General features: G+C 44.0%; 23 protein-coding genes and 1 riboswitch. Of the genes, 16 read left to right on the top strand and 7 right to left on the bottom strand.

Translation table 11 applies throughout. From position 1 onward, the window contains the following. Positions 1 to 16: 16 nt before the first annotated feature. From oppB to spx, 7 genes are all read left to right on the top strand, one after another. Positions 17 to 952, top strand: coding sequence for an oligopeptide ABC transporter permease OppB (oppB, locus tag ACY3LV_RS12555; RefSeq protein WP_148964287.1), 936 nt, complete (start codon positions 17 to 19; stop codon positions 950 to 952). A gap of 3 nt (positions 953 to 955) precedes the next feature. Continuing rightward, the gene (gene oppC, locus ACY3LV_RS12550) at positions 956 to 1,873 is read left to right on the top strand and encodes an oligopeptide ABC transporter permease OppC (protein WP_087993437.1); all 918 of its coding nucleotides are present in this window, start codon (positions 956 to 958) and stop codon (positions 1,871 to 1,873) included. Positions 1,874 to 1,877: 4 nt separating this feature from the next. Continuing rightward, positions 1,878 to 2,954 (top strand): oligopeptide ABC transporter ATP-binding protein OppD, encoded by a 1,077-nt coding sequence (gene oppD, locus ACY3LV_RS12545; protein ID WP_148964288.1) that lies wholly within the window; start codon positions 1,878 to 1,880, stop codon positions 2,952 to 2,954. 1 nt (position 2,955) lies between these two features. Then, complete coding sequence (oppF, locus tag ACY3LV_RS12540; protein ID WP_148964289.1) at positions 2,956 to 3,873, top strand: oligopeptide ABC transporter ATP-binding protein OppF; 918 nt, start codon at positions 2,956 to 2,958, stop codon at positions 3,871 to 3,873. Positions 3,874 to 3,880: 7 nt separating this feature from the next. Continuing rightward, positions 3,881 to 5,101, top strand: a complete 1,221-nt coding sequence (locus ACY3LV_RS12535) for an MFS transporter (protein WP_464863902.1) — start codon at positions 3,881 to 3,883, stop codon at positions 5,099 to 5,101. 174 nt (positions 5,102 to 5,275) lie between these two features. Then, a complete protein-coding gene (locus ACY3LV_RS12530) occupies positions 5,276 to 5,854 on the top strand; it encodes a GNAT family N-acetyltransferase (RefSeq protein ID WP_148964291.1) in 579 nt (192 codons plus the stop codon). A 180-nt stretch (positions 5,855 to 6,034) separates the two neighbouring features. After that, positions 6,035 to 6,430, top strand: a complete 396-nt coding sequence (gene spx, locus ACY3LV_RS12525; RefSeq protein ID WP_087993432.1) for a transcriptional regulator Spx — start codon at positions 6,035 to 6,037, stop codon at positions 6,428 to 6,430. A gap of 42 nt (positions 6,431 to 6,472) precedes the next feature. Here the strand turns inward: spx and ACY3LV_RS12520 are convergent, their stop codons facing one another. After that, positions 6,473 to 7,129 (bottom strand): TerC family protein, encoded by a 657-nt coding sequence (locus tag ACY3LV_RS12520; RefSeq protein ID WP_087993431.1) that lies wholly within the window; start codon positions 7,127 to 7,129, stop codon positions 6,473 to 6,475. A gap of 184 nt (positions 7,130 to 7,313) precedes the next feature. Here ACY3LV_RS12520 and ACY3LV_RS12515 point away from each other — a divergent pair, with 184 nt between their 5' ends. From ACY3LV_RS12515 to pepF, 4 genes are all read left to right on the top strand, one after another. Beyond that, positions 7,314 to 7,439, top strand: coding sequence for a hypothetical protein (locus tag ACY3LV_RS12515; RefSeq protein ID WP_120698858.1), 126 nt, complete (start codon positions 7,314 to 7,316; stop codon positions 7,437 to 7,439). Then, complete coding sequence (gene mecA / locus ACY3LV_RS12510; RefSeq protein ID WP_148964292.1) at positions 7,406 to 8,062, top strand: adaptor protein MecA; 657 nt, start codon at positions 7,406 to 7,408, stop codon at positions 8,060 to 8,062. The genes ACY3LV_RS12515 and mecA overlap by 34 nt, the downstream gene beginning before the upstream one ends. A 159-nt stretch (positions 8,063 to 8,221) precedes the next feature. Continuing rightward, positions 8,222 to 9,373: a competence protein CoiA family protein gene (locus ACY3LV_RS12505; RefSeq protein ID WP_333560662.1), complete on the top strand. Its 1,152-nt coding sequence runs from the start codon at positions 8,222 to 8,224 to the stop codon at positions 9,371 to 9,373. Positions 9,374 to 9,603: 230 nt separating this feature from the next. Continuing rightward, a complete protein-coding gene (gene pepF / locus ACY3LV_RS12500) occupies positions 9,604 to 11,433 on the top strand; it encodes an oligoendopeptidase F (RefSeq protein ID WP_176365309.1) in 1,830 nt (609 codons plus the stop codon). Between the two features lie 35 nt (positions 11,434 to 11,468). Here the strand turns inward: pepF and ACY3LV_RS12495 are convergent, their stop codons facing one another. From ACY3LV_RS12495 to ACY3LV_RS12475, 5 genes are all read right to left on the bottom strand, one after another. Then, positions 11,469 to 11,636, bottom strand: coding sequence for a hypothetical protein (locus tag ACY3LV_RS12495; protein WP_148964295.1), 168 nt, complete (start codon positions 11,634 to 11,636; stop codon positions 11,469 to 11,471). Between the two features lie 313 nt (positions 11,637 to 11,949). Next, positions 11,950 to 12,849 (bottom strand): protease adaptor protein SpxH, encoded by a 900-nt coding sequence (gene spxH / locus ACY3LV_RS12490; protein ID WP_289346900.1) that lies wholly within the window; start codon positions 12,847 to 12,849, stop codon positions 11,950 to 11,952. Continuing rightward, positions 12,846 to 13,244 (bottom strand): globin domain-containing protein, encoded by a 399-nt coding sequence (locus tag ACY3LV_RS12485; RefSeq protein WP_003239269.1) that lies wholly within the window; start codon positions 13,242 to 13,244, stop codon positions 12,846 to 12,848. The genes spxH and ACY3LV_RS12485 overlap by 4 nt, the downstream gene beginning before the upstream one ends. A gap of 255 nt (positions 13,245 to 13,499) precedes the next feature. Further along, entirely contained in the window at positions 13,500 to 14,237 is a 738-nt protein-coding gene (locus ACY3LV_RS12480; protein ID WP_333560661.1) for a lytic transglycosylase domain-containing protein, read from the bottom strand. A 14-nt stretch (positions 14,238 to 14,251) separates the two neighbouring features. Next, positions 14,252 to 14,824, bottom strand: a complete 573-nt coding sequence (locus tag ACY3LV_RS12475; RefSeq protein WP_148964296.1) for a CYTH domain-containing protein — start codon at positions 14,822 to 14,824, stop codon at positions 14,252 to 14,254. Positions 14,825 to 14,947: 123 nt separating this feature from the next. Here ACY3LV_RS12475 and ACY3LV_RS12470 point away from each other — a divergent pair, with 123 nt between their 5' ends. The 4 genes from ACY3LV_RS12470 to ACY3LV_RS12455 are packed head-to-tail and all read left to right on the top strand — an operon-like array spanning position 14,948 to position 17,711. Further along, positions 14,948 to 15,316, top strand: a complete 369-nt coding sequence (locus ACY3LV_RS12470) for a UPF0738 family protein (protein ID WP_148964297.1) — start codon at positions 14,948 to 14,950, stop codon at positions 15,314 to 15,316. A 27-nt stretch (positions 15,317 to 15,343) separates the two neighbouring features. Continuing rightward, a complete protein-coding gene (gene yjbM / locus ACY3LV_RS12465) occupies positions 15,344 to 15,979 on the top strand; it encodes a GTP diphosphokinase (RefSeq protein WP_087993424.1) in 636 nt (211 codons plus the stop codon). A 17-nt stretch (positions 15,980 to 15,996) separates the two neighbouring features. Beyond that, a complete protein-coding gene (locus ACY3LV_RS12460; protein ID WP_003224622.1) occupies positions 15,997 to 16,797 on the top strand; it encodes an NAD kinase in 801 nt (266 codons plus the stop codon). Positions 16,798 to 16,811: 14 nt separating this feature from the next. Next, complete coding sequence (locus ACY3LV_RS12455; RefSeq protein ID WP_333560660.1) at positions 16,812 to 17,711, top strand: RluA family pseudouridine synthase; 900 nt, start codon at positions 16,812 to 16,814, stop codon at positions 17,709 to 17,711. A gap of 10 nt (positions 17,712 to 17,721) precedes the next feature. Here ACY3LV_RS12455 and prpE read toward each other — a convergent pair whose 3' ends face one another. Next, complete coding sequence (gene prpE, locus ACY3LV_RS12450) at positions 17,722 to 18,456, bottom strand: bis(5'-nucleosyl)-tetraphosphatase PrpE (RefSeq protein ID WP_333560659.1); 735 nt, start codon at positions 18,454 to 18,456, stop codon at positions 17,722 to 17,724. 232 nt (positions 18,457 to 18,688) lie between these two features. On the opposite strand from prpE, the gene ACY3LV_RS12445 reads away from it, so the two are divergent. Next, positions 18,689 to 20,533 carry a monovalent cation:proton antiporter family protein gene (locus ACY3LV_RS12445; RefSeq protein ID WP_148964300.1) on the top strand — a complete coding sequence of 615 codons (1,845 nt, stop codon included), beginning with the start codon at positions 18,689 to 18,691 and terminating at the stop codon, positions 20,531 to 20,533. Between the two features lie 62 nt (positions 20,534 to 20,595). Next, positions 20,596 to 20,704, top strand: a riboswitch (TPP riboswitch). Positions 20,705 to 20,725: the final 21 nt, after the last annotated feature.

Genomic DNA, 20,725 nt, shown 5'->3' with positions numbered 1-20,725 from the left:
ATGGAGGTGTTCCCCCTTGCTAAAATATATCGGAAGACGCTTAGTCTATATGATTATCACATTATTTGTGATTGTAACTGTGACATTCTTCTTAATGCAGGCAGCACCGGGCGGGCCATTTTCAGGTGAGAAAAAGCTTCCGCCTGAAATTGAAGCAAACTTAAATGCGCATTACGGCTTGGACAAGCCGCTGTTTGTACAATACGCCAGTTATTTGAAATCAGTTGCAATGTGGGATTTCGGACCGTCATTTAAATATAAAGGTCAGAGTGTTAACGACCTGATCAGTTCAGGTTTCCCCGTTTCATTCACTCTCGGAGCAGAAGCTATTCTCCTCGCTTTAGCGTTTGGTGTATTGTTTGGGGTCATAGCAGCTCTTTACCATAATAAGTGGCAGGATTATACCGTCGCGATTTTAACGATATTCGGTATCTCAGTTCCAAGCTTTATCATGGCGGCTGTTCTGCAATATGTGTTCTCCATGAAGCTTGATCTGTTTCCCGTCGCGGGTTGGGAGTCCTGGGCATACACCTTTTTGCCTTCAGTGGCACTTGCTTCTATGCCGATGGCGTTTATTGCCAGACTTTCCCGTTCAAGCATGATCGAAGTGTTAAACAGTGATTATATTCGCACAGCGAAAGCAAAAGGGCTGTCCCGTCCAGCAGTTACAGTGCGGCACGCCATCCGAAACGCGCTTTTGCCAGTCGTTACATACATGGGCCCGATGGCCGCGCAGGTCTTAACGGGAAGCTTTATTATTGAAACGATTTTTGGGATCCCGGGGCTGGGGTCACACTTCGTAAACAGTATTACAAACCGCGATTATACAGTCATTATGGGTGTAACGGTATTCTTCAGTGTTATCTTGCTATTGTGTGTATTAATTGTAGATGTGCTATACGGCATTATTGATCCAAGAATCAAGCTTTCCAAAGCAAAGAAAGGAGCCTAGGCCATGCAAAACATTCCGAAAAACCTGTTTGAACCAGCCGCAGCGAATGCCGGCGATGCAGAAAAAATCAGTAAAAAGAGCCTTTCCCTCTGGAAAGATGCGATGCTTCGCTTCCGCAGCAATAAGCTTGCAATGGTCGGGCTTATCATTATTGTTCTCATTATCCTTATGGCGATTTTTGCGCCGCTGTTCTCAAAGTATGATTATTCGACTACTAATCTCTTAAATGCGGATAAGCCGCCTTCAAAAGACCATTGGTTCGGAACAGATGACCTTGGACGGGACATTTTCGTCCGTACATGGGTAGGTGCGCGAATCTCGATCTTTATCGGTGTAGCGGCCGCTGTTCTTGATTTGCTGATCGGCGTGATTTGGGGAAGCATTTCAGGCTTCCGCGGAGGCAGAACGGATGAAATTATGATGCGTATCGCCGATATCCTTTGGGCAGTTCCTTCATTATTAATGGTCATCTTACTGATGGTTGTTCTGCCGAAAGGGCTGTTAACCATTATTATTGCCATGACCATTACGGGCTGGATTAATATGGCCAGAATCGTACGCGGTCAAGTGCTGCAGCTGAAAAATCAGGAGTATGTGCTTGCTTCACAGACACTCGGCGCAAAAACATCCCGTCTGCTGTTTAAACATATCGTGCCAAACGCGATGGGTTCCATTTTGGTTACGATGACATTGACAGTTCCGACTGCGATTTTTACAGAAGCCTTTTTAAGCTATTTGGGACTTGGTGTTCCGGCTCCGCTGGCAAGCTGGGGAACGATGGCTTCTGACGGATTGCCTGCATTGACCTATTATCCGTGGCGTTTATTCTTCCCTGCCGGTTTCATCTGCATTACGATGTTTGGCTTTAACGTGGTCGGCGACGGATTAAGAGACGCATTGGATCCTAAGTTACGTAAATAAGGGAGTGATACGGGTGACACGCCTATTAGAAGTAAAAGATTTAGCGATTTCATTTAAAACATATGGCGGAGAGGTTCAGGCGATCCGCGGGGTGAATTTCCATCTGAATAAGGGAGAGACGCTGGCCATCGTCGGAGAATCAGGTTCCGGAAAAAGTGTGACCTCTCAAGCGATCATGAAGCTGATTCCAATGCCTCCGGGTTATTTTAAGCGCGGTGAGATCTTGTTTGACGGAAAGGATCTGGTGCCGCTGTCCGAAAAAGAGATGCAAAATGTCCGTGGAAAAGATATCGGGATGATATTTCAGGATCCAATGACCTCTTTAAATCCGACGATGAAGGTCGGCAAACAAATTACGGAAGTTCTTTTTAAACACGATAAGATTTCAAAGGAAGCGGCGAAAAAACGCGCAATTGAACTGTTGGATTTAGTCGGTATTCCGATGCCGGAAAAACGGGTCAATCAATTTCCGCACGAATTTTCAGGCGGAATGAGACAGCGGGTTGTCATTGCCATGGCCCTTGCGGCGAATCCGAAGCTTCTGATCGCCGATGAGCCGACAACCGCTCTTGATGTAACGATACAAGCGCAAATTCTCGAATTGATGAAGGATTTGCAAAAGAAAATTGACACATCCATCATCTTTATTACACACGATCTTGGTGTTGTGGCCAACGTTGCAGACCGGGTCGCTGTCATGTACGCGGGGCAGATTGTAGAAACCGGCACAGTAGACGAGATTTTCTACGATCCGAGACATCCGTATACGTGGGGTCTGCTTGCATCCATGCCGACACTGGAAAGTTCAGGAGAGGAACAGCTGACTGCAATTCCGGGCACGCCGCCTGATTTGACAAACCCGCCAAAAGGAGATGCTTTTGCTTTGCGGAGTTCTTACGCGATGAAAATCGATTTTGAACAGGAGCCGCCAATGTTTAAGGTATCTGATACTCATTATGTCAAATCGTGGCTGCTTCATCCTGACGCGCCGAAGGCAGAGCCGCCTGAAGCGGTAAAAGCGAAAATGCGTAAACTGGCAAATACGTATGAAAAACCTGTCTTAGTGAGAGAAGGTGAATGAATTGACTGAGAAACTATTAGAAATCAAGCATTTAAAACAGCACTTTGTCACGCCGAAAGGAACGGTAAAGGCTGTAGACGATTTGTCATTTGATATCTATAAAGGTGAAACATTAGGGCTGGTTGGTGAATCTGGCTGCGGTAAATCGACAACAGGCCGAAGTATTATCCGGCTGTACGAGGCAACCGATGGCGAGGTGCTGTTTAATGGCGAAAATGTGCACGGGAAAAAATCACGGAAAAAGCTGCTGGAATTTAACCGCAAAATGCAGATGATTTTCCAAGACCCATATGCATCCCTCAATCCGAGAATGACAGTTGCTGATATTATTGCTGAAGGCCTCGATATTCATAAGCTGGCGAAAACGAAAAAAGAGCGGATGGAGCGGGTTCACGAGCTCTTGGAAACAGTCGGATTAAACAAGGAGCACGCAAACCGCTACCCGCATGAATTTTCCGGCGGCCAGCGCCAAAGAATCGGGATTGCCAGAGCTCTTGCCGTTGATCCGGAATTTATTATCGCGGATGAGCCGATTTCTGCTTTGGATGTGTCCATTCAGGCGCAGGTCGTGAATTTAATGAAAGAACTGCAAAAAGAAAAAGGGCTCACGTACCTGTTTATCGCCCACGATTTATCGATGGTCAAATACATCAGCGACCGCATCGGAGTGATGTATTTCGGCAAACTTGTTGAGCTTGCGCCGGCAGATGAGCTTTATGAAAATCCGCTTCACCCATATACAAAGTCATTGCTTTCGGCGATTCCGCTTCCCGATCCGGATTACGAGAGAAATCGCGCCCGCCAGAAATACGATCCGTCTGTCCATCAATTAAAAGATGGGGAAACGATGGAATTCCGTGAAGTTAAACCGGGACATTTTGTGATGTGCACGGAAGCGGAATTTAAAACGTATTCATGATTCATCAATCCTTCAAGAGAAATCTCTTGAAGGATTTTTTGCGCTGCTGCTGTCTCAATCTCTTCAATCTTTAGCAGGAGTCCTTGTCACAATCGTTTTAATGGTCCGGGTCTATCAAATGACCGATTCCGTCTTTTTGGCGGGCCTTGTTTTATCGTTCATGTCGTTTGCGAGTATAGCAGCAAGCTTTTGCATCTCTGCGGTGCTTCGCAATCTCGGTTTTAAAAAGGTGCTTGCGGGCGCAAATCTGCTGAGAGCGGTCTTTGCGATACTGATGGCTTTTAGCGTCAGTCATCACGGACAGGTTTTCTTTTGGATAACGCTGCTGTTTGTGTTCTTTTTTTCTTTCGCGGGCGCCTTTTTTCAGCCGGCAAGATTTGCGCTGCTGCCGATGATCGTGCCAAAAGAGCAATATGTGAAAGCGAATGGCGTGATCTCCCTCTCAAACCAGTTGTTTCTAACAGCAGGCTGGGGGCTGGGAGGCCTTCTGACGTATGCCGTACCTTTTGAACTCGTTGTCGGTGCAGCCATTTGCCTGTTTGTTCTTTCGGGGGCTTCGATTTGTTTGCCACAAGTAAATGAAGAAACGGCTGATGGCACAGCTGAATCAGCATCTGCCAGAAGTATATGGAAGGATGTAATGATCATCCCTATTGTAAGAGACATTACTCTAATGGACATGATAGAAGCTTTGGCTGGTTCTGTTTGGTCATCTGCTATTCTCCTCGCATTTACTGCGGCTGTTTTGCATGAAACAGAGGTGTGGTGGGGGATGTTTAACGCTTCTTATTTTATAGGTGCCATTGTCGGCAGCGTGATTGCCATTCGCTTTTCTGCTTTTTTTGAGCGGAAAATGGGGTTTTCAATTATGTTCAGTTCGCTAGTCATGTCGGTGCTGACCCTTTTGTTCTCATTTTCTCCCATCCCGTTTTTATGCGCTCTCGCTTGTGCTGCAATGGGGCCTTTTTATCAGGTGCGTGATATTTGCCAGGAAACCGTGCTGCAGGAGGTCATTCCGGAACAGAAGCGTATCGGGATCATGGCTGCCAAAAATGCGATTTTGACTCCTTGGTCAGGCGTCACCTACTCCATTATGGGGCTCGTGGCTGATGCGGCTGGTGCGAAAACGGTTTTTATCACAGCTGCCGCACTATATGGCATGACCTTTTTTATCGCACTGGCGCAGCCTCGGCTGCTTCATTATAAGAGAGAAAGCCGCACTCCATGAGACCTTTTTGCATACCCTTCACAATGAATCGCGCACTTGACTCCGTTTTTTCCTGAAAAAAAATGAAACCAAGGCGGAAGTTCGTACGTCTTTATAGATGTAAAGCTGTTTAAACAAGAAGAAATGGGGTATATCTAAAAGTATGAAGACAATGAACTCATAAGGAGCAAATCAATGAACTGGTATGAAAAGCTTAGCGAGTACTTTCCAATTGAAGAAATGAAATCAAAAGCGCATATGGAAGCTCTTTTGAAAGAGCGGAGCGATGTTTATCATAAAGATGAAGGCAAACATCATATCTTAATGTTTGCGGAATTCGATTCTTTTATCTTCGTTGATTATCTGTATGTGTCTAAGGATGCAAGAGGGCAGGGGCTTGGCGGCAAATTGATCGCGAAGCTGAAAAAGAAAAATAAGCCGATATTGCTTGAGGTGGAGCCTGTGGATGAAGATGATGCTGATACAGAAAAACGCCTGAGATTTTATCAAAGAGAGCATTTCAACCATGCTCAGTCAATTGGGTACCGGCGCCGGTCATTGGCTACGAATGAAGTAAACAAGATGGAGATTCTGTACTGGTCACCGAAAACAGAATCAGAAGAAGAAATTCTTGAAGCCATGAAACAGACATATGAAAACATTCATACTTATAAAGATGAGAAATGGTACGGGGAATCATACGAAAAGACGGATGAGGTCCTGAAGCTCATTGATGAAGAAAAACAAAAAAATATTTTCGATCAGTTAGACTAATTGAGAATCAGAACATATCATTGAAATTAAAAATTTGCTGGATTGACACATTTTTTTCTTAGGATACTGTTCACACTTACTTTTTTATAGTATAATACCTATAAAGATTCCTTTTTTAGAGTAATTTCAATTTGAGAATAAAATAGATGTTCATCCTACTAATTAGAGGAGTGAAGATGAATGGTTACACTATACACATCACCAAGCTGTACTTCATGCAGAAAGGCGAGAGCGTGGCTGGAGGAGCACGATATTCCATTTGAAGAAAGAAACATTTTCTCTGAACCTTTATCAATTGATGAAATAAAACAAATTCTGCGAATGACTGAGGACGGAACAGATGAAATCATCTCCACCCGTTCAAAAGTATTCCAAAAACTGAATGTGAACGTTGAATCTATGCCGCTGCAAGATTTGTACAGCTTGATCAACGAGCACCCAGGTTTGCTTCGCCGTCCGATCATCATTGACGAAAAACGTTTGCAGGTCGGATACAACGAAGACGAAATCAGACGTTTTTTGCCAAGAAAAGTCCGCTCTTTCCAATTAAGAGAAGCACAGCGTTTGGCAAACTAATAGATCATATCATCAAAAGAAGGCTGAGTCATCAGCCTTCTTTTATTTTTCAACCTGCTGATAATAAATACTCGCAAGAATGACAAACGCGACCGTTAAAATGGGGAGGAGCGTTTCGATTGCCCCGTGCTGCGCCATAAAAAAGGACAGCTTTTTGTCCCTGACAATCATTTCTCCGCCTGTATAAGCAAGCAGCCCGCTTCCCGCGTAAATCAGGAGCGGTATTTTCTCAAGTGCAATGTGGATGAGTTTGCTGCCCCAAATAATAACCGGCACCGATACACACAAACCTATGATAACGAGAGAAAATTCACCGTGTGACGCTCCCGCAACTGCTATGACGTTGTCCAGCGACATAAAGAGATCTGCAAGCACAATGGTTCGTATCGCTCTCCACAGGGAGGTGCTGCTTTTGATGTGCTGCGTGTCTTTTTTTTCAATCAGCAGCTGATATCCTAAATACAGCAGGAAAATGCCGCCGGCGCACTGCAAGAAAGGAATGTTCAAAAGATATACCGCTGCGCTTGTTAATCCGATTCTCATGGCAACGGCGATAAATGTTCCGAGAAGAATGGCTTGCTGTCTTTGCTTGTCCGGCAAATTTCTGCTGGCCATAGCAATGACGACCGCATTATCTCCGCCCAGGATCAGGTCGATCCCCACAATGACAAGCAGAGAAATCAGATAGTCATGCTCCATGAATCGGCACCTCGCTTTCGTTCCATCGCTTGTACTACTACTATATGAGACGGGTTGTATTTTATGATATCAGCCGCAGATATGCCGTTTTTTGGGCAAAGGTGCATTTTTATTTCTTTTGCGGCGGTTTTATCATAAAATAGAAATACAAAGGAATTCACACTGGCCTTGCTTCAAGGTTAAGATGTGGACGGAATGGGTAAAGTGTAGTAAAGTACTATTAATCGGGAGCTTAGATGTCCCTTCAACATCTTATATAGAAGGGAAGGTTGGCAAATGGAAATTGAAAGAATTAACGAGCATACAGTAAAATTTTATATGTCTTACGGAGATATTGAAGATCGCGGTTTTGACAGAGAAGAAATTTGGTATAACCGTGAGCGCAGTGAAGAACTTTTCTGGGAAGTCATGGATGAAGTTCATGAGGAAGAGGAATTCGCTGTGGAAGGCCCTCTTTGGATTCAAGTGCAGGCACTGGACAAAGGATTGGAAATTATCGTCACAAAAGCCCAGCTTTCCAAAGACGGACAAAAGCTCGAACTGCCGATTCCTGAGGATAAAAAGCAAGAACCAGCATCTGAAGATCTGGACGCCTTGCTGGATGATTTCCAGAAAGAAGAGCAAGACGTCAATCAGGAAGAGAAGGAGCAAAAGCTTCAATTTGTCTTGCGGTTTGGCGATTTTGAGGATGTTATTTCTCTATCTAAATTATACGTTAACGGAAGCAAAACGACTTTATATTCGTTTGAGAACCGATATTATTTATATGTGGATTTTGGCAATATGACTGATGAAGAGGTTGAAAATCAGCTAAGCATCCTGTTGGAGTACGCAACTGAATCCTCAATCAGCATACACCGTCTTGAAGAATACGGCAAGCTGATTATTTCAGAGCATGCTCTAGAAACGATAAAAAAACACTTTGCATCATAAAAAACCGATTTCTTTTCAGAAATCGGTTTTTTTTATGCGCTGATATGCCATTTTTGAGGTGTGAAATCAAAAAACTGACATACGTGTGAAACAGACAACGAGCAGGAGTCGGTCAATCTTTCCAGAAAGTATACCTCATCTGGAAAGGAGAGATGACAATTGTTTAGTGCTGTGACTGAAGATGGCCAAATGTTTCACCTTCTAGGCGCTCAGCGAAGCCAGAAATTAAAGCGGGGACGATTCTTCTGCCCGGTATGCGGGGGAGAGCTTGATGTAAAGCTTGGACTTCAAAAAGCGCCGCATTTCGCTCATAAACAGAACAAGTCTTGTTCGATAGACGCAGAACCGGAAAGCGCCTACCACTTAGAAGGAAAAAGACAGCTGTATGTATGGCTGAAAACGCAACTGGCATCTCCAGTATTAGAACCGTATATTAAGAACATCAATCAACGACCCGACATCATGGCAAAGATCAAGATGCGCATGCATGCTGTTGAGTATCAATGTGCCACTCTTGCTCCAGATGTCTTTCAAAAGCGGACAGAGGGCTTCAAACAAGCAGGAATCATTCCGCAGTGGATTGTTGGAGGCAGCCGCTTAAAAAGAACATCGCCATCCTTTTATCAGCTAACCGCTTTCCATTGGCAGTTTATTCATGACCATCCTCACCGCGAGCTTTTATTTTATTGCCCCGAAACACGCTTTTTTCACCGGCTCAGCTCTAGTATACCGTTTTACACCAACCATTCTTTTTGCTCCGTACAAACGATTCCTATCCACCAGGCATCTGCAGGAGATCTCTTTTTTGCTGAATCTAAATCCTCATTGCGTTATGACAACTGGATGAAGGCCATTCATCGTTTTCGCCATAAACCCCATCGGTTCATCTCAAAAGAAACAAATCGCCTCAGGCTGCTGTTTTATGAGAAACGGCAGACGCCCCTTTCTTTTCTTCCGACTGAAGTGTTTGTCCCTGTTACAAAAGGGGCCGTTTTTAGAAGTCCTGTTTTTGTGTGGCAGGGGTTTCTTTATCTGTTTATAACAGATCTAGGGCATAAACGCGCGCCAATTCGCTTTTCAGCCGTTTTACAGCAGTGCAAACTGCACATTCATAAACAGAACATTGCGCTCAGATACGAATGCAGCGAAGATTGTCTTTCTGAAGCCGTTAAACAGTACATTGATTTTTTGTGCAAGAAGGGATTTTTAAGGGAAACTCAGAAAGAAGTATATATGCTGAATCAGCCTGCAGAGGGCGGACGCTCATTACAGGAACTCTTAGAAAGAGACCGCAGCTGTTTTATAGAATGAGTTTGTCTCATTTGGCTCACCCTAAGACAAAAGGTGGTGGGCTGGCTTTGAGAGGCACAAAAGGAAAGGTTTTTCGAGTTTTTACTGCTTTTTTGGCATTCGTTCTCTTCATTACTGCATATGATTTGACAAAAGGCAGTGAAAAACCGGAAGATATTCACAACGCAAGTTTATTGAGAAACAGCGGTTTTTTCAATTGGCTTGAATCAAAGAAAACAAGGGGGATCACCATGGCTGAGGAAAAAAAAGCAAACCAACTGCCTGACAGAAGTGAGGTAAAGGCAGAAGACACATGGAGACTAGAGGATATTTTTCCTAATGATGAGGCCTGGAATAAAGAATTTCAAGCTGTAAAAGAATTAATTCCGAATTTATCTAAGTATAAAGGAAAGCTGGCAGATTCAGCCGATCATTTATACGAGGCTCTTACGTTTCAAGATAAAGTGATGGAGCGGCTGGGCAGGCTGTACACATATGCGCATATGCGCTCTGACCAAGATACCGGGAATTCCTTTTATCAGGGGCTGAATGACAAGGCGGGAAACCTGTATACACAGGCCGCAAGCGCAACAGCTTATTTGGTTCCGGAAATTTTATCCATAGAAGAAGACAAACTGCAGCAGTTTATTCTTGAAAAAGAAGAACTGAAATTGTACTCCCATGCGATTGAGGAGATTACAAAGGAACGCCCGCACGTGCTGAGCGAGAAGGAAGAAGCGCTGCTTGCTGAAGCTTCTGATGTACTAGGTTCATCTTCCAATACGTTCAGCGTGTTAAATAATGCTGAGATTACATTCCCGTCCATTAAAGATGAAGAGGGAAATGAAAAGCAGATTACTCACGGCAATTTTATTAATTTCTTAGAAAGTGAAAACCGTGAAGTCCGCAAAAATGCATTTGACGCAGTATATAAAACATACGGACAATATAAAAACACAATGGCCACGACGCTAAGCGGCACTGTGAAAAAGGACAACTTCTACGCGAGAGTGAAGAAGTACAAGTCAGCGCGTGAAGCTGCGCTTTCTAACAACAGTATTCCTGAGGAAGTATACGACAACCTCGTCAAAACGATTGATAAGCATTTGCCGCTCCTGCACCGCTATATCGCGCTGAGAAAGAAAGTGCTTGAGCTTGATGAAGTGCATATCTATGATCTGTATACACCGCTTGTGAAGGATGCGGGGATGAAGGTCACGTACGAGGAAGCAAAAGATTACATGCTGAAAGGTCTGGCGCCTTTAGGAGAAGAATACGCCTCCATTTTAAAAGAAGGGCTGGAAAACCGCTGGGTCGACATTTATGAAAATAAAGGCAAACGCAATGGCGCTTATTCATCTGGATCTTACGGCACGAATCCGTATATTTTGATGAACTGGCATGATAACGTCAATAATCTCTTTACGCTCGTGCACGAGTTCGGCCATTCCGTACACAGCTACTATACGAGAAAGCATCAGCCATATCCATACGGCAATTACAGCATCTTTGTCGCGGAAGTTGCATCTACGACAAACGAAGCGCTTCTTGGCGAATATCTGCTGAACAATTTAGACGATGAAAAACAGCGCTTATATATTCTCAACCATATGCTTGAAGGCTTCAGAGGAACGGTCTTCAGACAAACGATGTTTGCTGAATTTGAACATCTGATCCATACAAAGGCGCAAGAAGGGGAGCCGCTTACCCCTGAGCTTCTGACGAATGTTTATTACGACCTGAATAAAAAGTATTTCGGGGACGGCATGGTGATTGATAAGGAAATCGGCCTTGAATGGTCGCGGATTCCGCACTTCTATTACAATTACTATGTGTATCAGTACGCGACGGGATACAGCGCTGCCCAAGCGTTAAGCAGCCAGATTTTGAAGGAAGGAAAGCCGGCGGTTGACCGTTATATTGACTTCCTGAAAGCGGGAAGCTCACAATACCCGATTGATGTTCTGAAAAAAGCGGGCGTTGATATGACATCTCCAGAGCCAATCGAAGCTGCGTGCAAAATGTTTGAAGAAAAACTTGATGAAATGGAAGAGCTGCTGATGAAAGTCAAGCAGTCTTAAAAAAGAAGCCTGTGCAGAAATATGCACAGGCTTTTTTAAAACCCTTTAAAGGTTTTACGGTGGTTCAGGCGGTAGAGGGTAAACAAAATAGACAGAAACAGCAGAGGAGAGGTAATATAAAGCGGCAGCATCTGCATCATACCTAGTATATTCAAACAGAAAAAAACGGCTATGCACACAATTGAGATAACAGTATACATGATAGCGTTCCTCCTCGTCCTTTTTCCTTATTAGGATATGAGTGAATGTACTCCGTTATGTTTTGTGACAAAAATATGAACATTAAGCATAGAGGTTGCCAAAGTTCGACATCTTTTGTTATCATAAGGATGTGAAATTGATCACAAACAAACATTACCCCTTTGTTTGACCGTGAAAAATTTCTCCCATCCCCTTTGTTGTCGTTAAGACATATGAAACCGCGCTTATCCCGGCGCGGTTTCTTTAGTGTTATGAATAGAACGTACGTTTGGTTAAGGCCGCAAAAAACAGCCTCAAGCATATATACGCCTGCGGCTATTTTTCACATGATTGATATTCATCAGAATAAGTGCTGAGAGATTTCCAAAACATTCCGTGTTTGGCTTCCACTTTGGCAACCTTTTTAGCAAACGCCAATTTTTTCATTTCTTTTTCTACCTCTTCAAGGCTCAGGTCATATACCAGAGCAATTTCCTTCGAGGCAACGAAGCGGAAATATTCAATAAAACATTCCAGAGGCGGTGTTTCCGACGGCTTCGGCTCGTCGCCAAGCATCTCAAATAAGATTTCTTCATATACATTATACGAATAGCTGCCGGGTACTTTAAGTCCTTCGTCCTCATGCTGCGTATTGAAAAACGTCAGTGTCGGATTAACGGAAACATCCATCTCAGCGGCAATTTTCATGTCGCATTGAAGCGCCTTGACCGCGCTTTGAGAATGCAGATCGTTTTTGAATTCTTCAAGGTCGAGACTCGTTTTTTCCGCAATTTCCAAAAGCACGTTTTCATTCGTAATATTTCTCTTTGAAACAAACAGACTCTCCTGCATATTTCTGAGAAATTGCATGCCGGCTTTTCTTCCTTGCAGTTCGGCTGCTTTAAAAGCGAGAGCAGCCATATAAGGCGATGAAAGAGGGTGGTCTTGCTCGAGCCAGACATTGCCGTCACACGACATGCCGGAGCGGCTCGCGATCTTTTCCCATGCCTCTGCAAGAAGATGCTTTTTCCGTTTCTTATTTAACGCGGTAAGGCTTGCTGAAGCGATAATGCGTAAGGTAAAAAAGCGTCCGTATCTGATTTTCAGCTTTTTCATGACGGGCTCTAAGGACCAGCATTCTGGACATAAAGGGTCTACAAACATATAAATTTCAAGCGGTTTTTTTGGATGGCCGTGACAATGGGCGAAGTATTGCTCATGCTGAAAGTTTGTCAAGATGATCGATCCTCCGCTTCCGTTTGATTCACCATATGCCTTGCGGTCAATTCCAGCCGGCCAAACAAAAACTCACGAATATCGCCCTCGAGCCCTACATGGTCCATTGCGTCGTTCATACAGCTGAGCCACGCATCAGCTCTCTCGTTTGTAATTGGAAAGGGAAGATGCCTTGCTCTGAGCATGGGGTGGCCGTGTTCCTCAGTATAAAGCGGAGGACCGCCTAGATACTGAGTCAAAAATTGCTTCTGTTTCCTGGCGGTTTCTGTTAAATCGCTCGGAAAAATCGGCTTCAGCAAAGGATGAGACGCGACACGCTCATAAAAAGTATCAACAAGTTGCGATAGAAGTTCCTCTCCAATCGCTTCATAAGGTGCGTTAAACGATTGTCCCATGTTGACTACTCCTTTAAATATGGCTAATAGGAATCATAAATCCTATTGCAAAAAGTAATTTTATATAGTACATCATTTCATCTATGATTTATTTTAGCAACAAGGCATCATTTCTACAAACAAACTGCCTTTTATGCGTTTGTTAACAAGTTTCGGCTTACAGCCGAGGTTTGTATTTCATATCATATCACATAAAAATCAGGAATGCGTAGGATTTCACTTCGCAAAAAAACCAGAGGGCAAGAGCCGCTCTGGTTATGCGTAATAAGCTGAAGTTATTTTTTTTACATAGTTTTGCGTTTCTTTGAAGGGAGGAATGCCTCCGTATCGGTCAACATTTCCCGGTCCGGCGTTGTAAGCCGCTAATGCCATAGACACATTGCCGCCGTATTTATTCAGCATTTGTTTTAAATATTTCGTTCCGCCCTCCACATTTTGCTGCGGATCCAGTGGATTGGAAACGCCAAGTGAGCTCGCTGTTGACGGCATCAGCTGCATTAAGCCAAGCGCCCCTGCTCCACTGACAGCTTTTGTATTAAAGCCTGATTCCTGCTTGATGACGGCACGGATTAGTTTTTCATCGACACCATATTTATCAGCGGCTTTTTTAATCGCGCTGTCAATGGAGAAGTCTCCCGAACTGATCTGTTTTGTTTCTTGTTTGTTTGAAGATAATTCTGCAGCAGCTGTTTCTGTGCTCTCTGCCGATTTTGTGATATAACCCGAATGGCTGTTTGTATATGAGTGAAGCCCATAAGCTGAAAGCAGTGACGGCGCTGTTGAAGAAGCGCTGTTCAGCAGGCTGAGCGGGTTTGACGATGCAGAAGATGCTGGTGATTGCTGATTCGTTAGTCCGTTTGTATATTGGCTGAGCAAAGAGCTGAAGCTTGAGAGCGGGCTTTCCGCATCATTTTGAGTGCCTGTGCTGCGCGCATTAGATATGGACTGTAATGCCTGAAGCTGAAGTAAAGATGCCCAATTCGTTACGTTCACGATGTCATTCCACCTTATATAGACTTTCGTTTTTCTTCATAAAAACGCAAAATTTTATTTTTGGTTTCGCGCTGAGGAATGCTGTATTGCTGAAGCAGCTTCTCAAAGGCTTGTTGGCCCTCATGCCAGTCTGCCGCCTCAAATTCGATTTCAAAGTCCTCTTTATTTAAATATCGGCTGTGGTCTAAAACTATTAAGCCTTTTTCTGTTTCTTTTTCAGCACGGTTTGTTGCTAAAGATCCAAAGTATTGAATGGCGTCTGTGTTAATCTCAAGCTTGTGCAGCTGGTCCTTCACAGGGCCTTCGGGAACTGAAAAGCCAGCAAGGTCTGATATCTCTGAAAGCCGCTGGTGCGTTTCCAGAAGCCCCACATCTGCAGGTTCTTTTAATGTCAGGACATATTCACCATTTTTTCTGCGGATTCGAAGCGCAGCGTGTTTTTGTTTCAGCGAAAAGCTGTCTGTGTCAAAATAGTGATTGTTTTGGTCTGTGAAATCTTTTTCTGTCAGCTTGAGTGCTAATGTTATTTTCTCAAATTCATGTTTGGTCAGCATGTTTTTAAATTCTATTTCAATTTCTTGGCTCATATTGTTCTTCCTTTCCGCCCTGTAAATCTTATTTTTACTATTATCTCTTTAGATGTTACGTTTATCAATATTGAGCTTGATATGATAAAATGAATCTGTACTTTTTTGAAAAAGGAGAGCATTATGCAAAACAGAATCGAAATCTTAAACGCAATATTATCGGATGATCAGCTTCGCCTTGCCTGTGAGGCAGAAGGAAATGAAGCGGAACGCAAGCCGTCAGGTCAAATGCTTGTTGATTCTGACCACTTTGCTTTTGTATACATACTTGAATTAGCAGATTCTTTTGAATATGTCATTATAAAGGAACATGTATGGCCGGAACTGAAGCAGGCCCATGCACAAAGAATTCCGGTTGTTTTAGAGGCGGGAGACGAATCAATAGAACTGGCTGGCCTGCATGAGGAACTGGAATATCTTTTAGAAAATATTAAAGATAATGTAAACTACGGAGAAGAAATGGAAGATAAAGTGAAACGCGTATTTTTATAGAAACTGGTTCGAATTGGGGGATGTATGATGGATGACAAACAATGGGAGCGTTTTTTAGTGCCGTACCGCCAGGCTGTCGAAGAGTTGAAAGTGAAGCTCAAAGGGGTTCGCACACTATATGAATACGAGGATGTCCATTCGCCGATCGAATTTGTGACTGGACGCGTCAAGCCTGTGGCAAGCATACTTGAAAAAGCGAGAAAGAAAAGCATACCGCTGCATGAAATTGAAACCATGCAGGATATCGCAGGCCTTAGAATCATGTGCCAATTTGTCGATGACATCCAAATCGTAAAAGAGATGCTTTTCGCCAGAAAAGATTTCACCGTTGTGGATCAGAGGGATTATATTGCGGAACATAAAGAGAGCGGATACCGGTCATATCATCTTGTCGTGCTTTATCCCTTACAGACGGTATCCGGAGAAAAGCATGTTCTCGTGGAAATACAGATCCGTACGCTGGCGATGAATTTTTGGGCCACCATTGAGCATTCATTGAACTATAAATACAGCGGAAACATTCCTGAAAAAGTAAAACTAAGGCTTCAGCGTGCTTCTGAAGCAGCTTCCCGGCTTGATGAAGAGATGTCGGAGATCAGGGGTGAAATACAGGAAGCTCAAGCTGCCTTTTCAAGAAAGAAAAAAGGAAGCGAGCAACAATAGTAAAGGGGAAGAAAAGCATGAAATTTGCCGTATCATCAAAAGGAGATCAAGTTTCTGATACGCTGAAAAGCAAAATACAGGCGTATTTATTGGATTTTGATATGGAACTGGATGAAAATGAACCGGAAATCGTCATTTCAGTCGGAGGCGACGGAACGCTTTTGTATGCTTTTCACAGATACAGCGACCGCTTGGATAAAACAGCATTCGTCGGCGTTCACACGGGTCATCTGGGGTTTTATGCCGACTGGGTTCCTCATGAAATTGAAAAGCTTGTTCTTGCGATTGCGAAAACGCCGTATCATACAGTCGAATATCCGCTTCTCGAAGTGATTGTGACCTATCACGAAAACGAGCGGGAAGAAAGATATTTAGCATTGAATGAATGTACAATTAAAAGCATAGAAGGAAGCCTTGTGGCTGATGTGGAAATCAAGGGGCAGCTCTTTGAAACCTTCCGGGGCGACGGCCTTTGCCTGTCAACGCCATCCGGCAGCACAGCCTACAATAAGGCGCTGGGCGGAGCGATTATCCATCCGTCTATCAGAGCGATCCAGCTCGCGGAAATGGCTTCTATTAACAACCGTGTATTCCGGACGGTCGGATCGCCGCTGCTTCTCCCTTCCCATCATGATTGCATGATTAAGCCGAGAAACGAAGTTGACTTTCAAGTGACAATTGACCATTTAACCCTTCTTCATAAGGATGTGAAGTCGATTCGCTGCCAAGTTGCATCTGAAAATGTAAGGTTTGCGAGATTCCGTCCGTTTCCATTTTGGAAAAGAGTTCAGGATTCGTTTATCGGAAAAGGTGAATAGAAAGAGGACGTATCGTGGAGCATTTTTTTATCAGAAAGAACATCACTTCCGCTGAAGACGGAATGACTGTAAAGGAATATGCAGGTGAACTGGGAATTTCGAAACGTCTGTTAACCGATATCAAGTTTGGCGGGGGAGACCTGCTGATCAACGGTGAGCATGTAACGGTCAAATACGTTTTGAGAGAGGGAGATCTTCTTGTCGTGAAGTTTCCTGAGGAACAGGTGAGTGAGACGTTATTGCCAGAGCCTGTCCCGCTCGATATCTTGTATGAGGATGAGCATGTGCTTGTGATCAACAAGCAGCCTTATGTATCATCAATCCCCTCAAGAGAGCACCCATCCGGCAGCATTGCGAATGGAATGATCCATCATTATCAAAAAAACGGAGTGAGGGCGACAGTTCATCTTGTCACCCGGCTGGACCGGGATACATCAGGTCTCATGCTTGTTGCCAAGCATCGCTTTGCCCACTCGATTTTATCGTCAGCGCAAAAAAGCGGGCTTGTGAAACGCCGGTATGCGGCAGTGGTCCACGGGCGGATGACACAGATGGAAGGAACTGTCGATGCTCCGATTGGCAGACATCCTGACAGTATTATTGAACGGATCGTGACACCGGACGGCCAGAAGGCTGTTACCCATTTTCATGTCACACACGCAACTGACGAGATCACATCGGTGACATTGCAGCTTGAGACAGGTCGGACCCATCAAATTCGTGTACATATGAGCTACCTCGGGCACCCGCTGTGCGGTGATACACTGTATGGCGGAACGAGACGGGAAATTGGCCGGCAGGCTCTGCACAGCGAGCAGCTTTCGTTTATCCATCCGCTGACGCAGGAGAACATGGTGTTTCATGCTGCACTGCCTCAAGATATGAAAGAACTGATAAAAGGAGAGAATCCGTAATTCTCTCCTTTTATATTGGGCGAAATCTTGATTCGTCATAAGGCAGGGAGCTTGGAACAGAGACGGTCTCTAGTTCTGGAAAGCGAAAGCCTGTCAGTTTATTTCCGAATACGCAGCCTGTATCAATGTTGATGGTGCGATTGACTTTCCGGGGCTCTTTCACAGGTGTATGGCCGTATACCACCCAAGCGCTTCCGCTATAGGATGCAGCCCAATCACGTCTGACAGGCCTGCCGTCCGGATACGTTTCACCCGTCACATCGCCGTAAAGCACAAAGTCTTTCACTCTGCGGGTAAATTTTCCGATATCGTCAGCCTTTATGCCAGCATGGGCGACAACTAATTCTCCGTTATGTAAGATGTCGTAAAGCGGCGCCGTTTCGTACAGCTTCATAAACTGTTCGCTGACTGTTTTTCTTTCTTCTGTAGAAAATTCTTCAAGCTCTGCCGCTGTTGTTTCGAGGCCATGCATCACTTTCACGGGGTTTCCTTTTAAGTAGCGGTACAGCTTATTGCAATGATTTCCCGGAACATAACGTACAGCGCCTTTTTCGTAAGCGCCGGCTACAAAGCGGATGACCTCAATCGATTTTGGTCCTCTATCAGTTAAATCTCCGGCAAAAACAAGCACCCTGCCTTCTTCGTGGACAGGCACTCCATTTTTCATTGTATAGCCAAGCTTTTGGATTAATGCCATCATTTCATCATAGCAGCCATGAATATCGCTGATTATATCGTAAGCCATGCGTGATCCTCCTTGCCGATTGTTTTATTTATTATGGAGCAAAGTGCTGTGAGTCATCACAGGCTTTTATGTGCAAATTATAGAAGAATTATTTTCTAAACAGGAATAAGACCTTTTTACTTTATTTTTTATCATCATCCTTGTTAAAATCGCGTTATGTTTTTTAAAAAATGAGGTTTTGTTCTTTGATTGAGAACTGAAATAACCCTGACCTAAAAAGGAGGTTCTGATTATGGCGCATTCATCTGTCGCATCTTTAGTTGTTGTACTTATCGTTGCATTTTTAACACCCATCCTTTTGCACCGCTTTAAACTGACGATCCCGGTTGTTGTTGCAGAAATCATTATGGGGCTGATTATCGGAAAAAGCGGTCTTAATTTAGTTGTCGAGGGTGATACATGGCTTGAGACGCTTTCTTTGCTCGGATTTATCTTTTTAATGTTTTTAAGCGGGCTTGAAATTGATTTTTCATCGTTTGAGAAAGGAAAGAAAAAGCAGCTCCTGCCGAACGGCAAAGCGGCGCCTAATACGTTTGCTACGGCGTCCATTATTTTTGCCGGTATATTTATTTTATCATTGCTGCTGTCCTATGGGTTCGTCTTGGCAGGATTTATCGAAAATGCGTTTTTAATGACGCTAATTATTTCAACGATTTCGTTAGGTGTTGTCGTTCCAACGTTAAAAGAAGAACGGATTATGAATTCAAATATCGGGCAGATTATTTTGCTTGTTGCCGTGATTGCTGATTTGGTCACGATGATTCTTCTTGCTGTGTTTTCTTCTCTATACGGAGAAGACAGCGGGAACATGTGGCTCTTGATGATCCTGTTTGCAGCCGGAGTGGTGCTTTACTTTTTCGGCCGGGTCTTTAAACATCGCTCATTTGTTGAGTCGATGTCAAAAGGGACGATTCAGATCGGGACGCGTGCCATTTTTACGTTAATTATCGTACTGGTTGCCCTGTCTGAATCACTTGGGGCGGAAAATATTCTCGGCGCTTTCTTAGCGGGGGTTCTCGTTTCCCTTCTTTCGCCAAACAAAGAACTTGTTCAGCAGCTGGATTCATTCGGCTACGGGTTCTTAATTCCGATTTTCTTTGTAATGGTCGGTGTGAAGCTCGATATTTGGACCCTTTTCCAAGATCCGAAAATTTTAATCATGATCCCGCTTCTGCTTTTGGCGCTGTTAGTCAGCAAAATCATTCCTGTCCTGTACTTGAAGAAGTGGTATGATAAACGAACCACTTTGGCGTCTGGTTTCCTGCTGACATCAACGCTCTCGCTCGTGATTGCCGCTGCGACAATCGGACAGCAGCTTCACGTGATCAGCGCAAATATGTCAGGAGCGTTGACGTTAGTAGCCGTCATTGCCAGTATTTTTTCGCCGGTCTTATTTAAAAAATTATACACACGGGAAGAGCACCCGGAGGAGAAAAAGACAATTACGTTTATCGGCGCGAACCAAATGACATTGCCGGTTACTCTTGAACTGCCGGAAGAGGAGTATGACGTGCGTGTTGTGCATGTCTATCAAGAGAATGCGGAGGAAAAGCTGTCAGAATCAGTATTTACCGTTGAAGCCATCTCTGACTATGAACACCAGACGCTTGAATCACTGGGCATTTTTGATGCAGATATCCTGGTTGTCGCAACTGGGAATGAAGACATGAATGCGGACATTGCGTTACTTGCAAAAGAAAAAGGAACAGGAAGAGTCATTGCCAGCGTGGGATCACCCGAAAATGAAGCAACTTTGAAGGAGCAGGGAATCAACATCTTTTCTATTCTGCTGTCGACAAAAACGCTGCTTCGCGCGCTAATAGAAGCGCCTGGTGTCATGAAGCTGCTCACGAACCAAGAGTCTTCTCTGTATCAAATTAATATGGAAAACAGCACGTACGACGGTGTGATTTTACGGGAATTCCCTTTTACAGGAGACGTCATCTTTGTCAGGATTTTTAGAGGTGTGGACAGCATCGTTCCTCATGGGGATACAAGGCTGAAACTGGGAGACCGCTTAATTGTCACCGGGTCTAGGGTGTATGTAATGGAACTTAAGAAAACATTAGAAGGATAAACCTTGACCAAATAGGGATTCGTGTTAATATAGAGGTGCAACAACAATTCAATATGTATTCGTATAACCACTAGGGGTGTCCTTCATAAGGGCTGAGATAAAAGTGTGACTTTTAGACCCTCATAACTTGAACAGGTTCAGACCTGCGTAGGGAAGTGGAGCGGTATTTGTGTTAGTTTACTACGCCAATTC

The organism is Bacillus sp. 11C (assembly GCF_055486375.1).
The sequence above is the reverse complement of the archived record's forward strand: the minus strand, read 5'-3'. Positions and strand labels throughout refer to the sequence as shown.

What these genes read in the sequence shown, in the direction of transcription:
- oppC (WP_087993437.1), top strand. Translation starts at nt 956, where the DNA reads ATGCAAAACATTCCGAAAAACCTGTTTGAACCAGCCGCAGCGAATGCC.
- ACY3LV_RS12530 (WP_148964291.1), top strand. Translation starts at nt 5,276, where the DNA reads ATGAACTGGTATGAAAAGCTTAGCGAGTACTTTCCAATTGAAGAAATG.
- spx (WP_087993432.1), top strand. Translation starts at nt 6,035, where the DNA reads ATGGTTACACTATACACATCACCAAGCTGTACTTCATGCAGAAAGGCG.
- ACY3LV_RS12520 (WP_087993431.1), bottom strand. Translation starts at nt 7,129, where the DNA reads ATGGAGCATGACTATCTGATTTCTCTGCTTGTCATTGTGGGGATCGAC.
- ACY3LV_RS12515 (WP_120698858.1), top strand. Translation starts at nt 7,314, where the DNA reads ATGTGGACGGAATGGGTAAAGTGTAGTAAAGTACTATTAATCGGGAGC.
- mecA (WP_148964292.1), top strand. Translation starts at nt 7,406, where the DNA reads ATGGAAATTGAAAGAATTAACGAGCATACAGTAAAATTTTATATGTCT.
- pepF (WP_176365309.1), top strand. Translation starts at nt 9,604, where the DNA reads ATGGCTGAGGAAAAAAAAGCAAACCAACTGCCTGACAGAAGTGAGGTA.
- ACY3LV_RS12485 (WP_003239269.1), bottom strand. Translation starts at nt 13,244, where the DNA reads ATGGGACAATCGTTTAACGCACCTTATGAAGCGATTGGAGAGGAACTT.
- ACY3LV_RS12475 (WP_148964296.1), bottom strand. Translation starts at nt 14,824, where the DNA reads ATGAGCCAAGAAATTGAAATAGAATTTAAAAACATGCTGACCAAACAT.
- ACY3LV_RS12470 (WP_148964297.1), top strand. Translation starts at nt 14,948, where the DNA reads ATGCAAAACAGAATCGAAATCTTAAACGCAATATTATCGGATGATCAG.
- yjbM (WP_087993424.1), top strand. Translation starts at nt 15,344, where the DNA reads ATGGATGACAAACAATGGGAGCGTTTTTTAGTGCCGTACCGCCAGGCT.
- ACY3LV_RS12460 (WP_003224622.1), top strand. Translation starts at nt 15,997, where the DNA reads ATGAAATTTGCCGTATCATCAAAAGGAGATCAAGTTTCTGATACGCTG.
- prpE (WP_333560659.1), bottom strand. Translation starts at nt 18,456, where the DNA reads ATGGCTTACGATATAATCAGCGATATTCATGGCTGCTATGATGAAATG.
- ACY3LV_RS12445 (WP_148964300.1), top strand. Translation starts at nt 18,689, where the DNA reads ATGGCGCATTCATCTGTCGCATCTTTAGTTGTTGTACTTATCGTTGCA.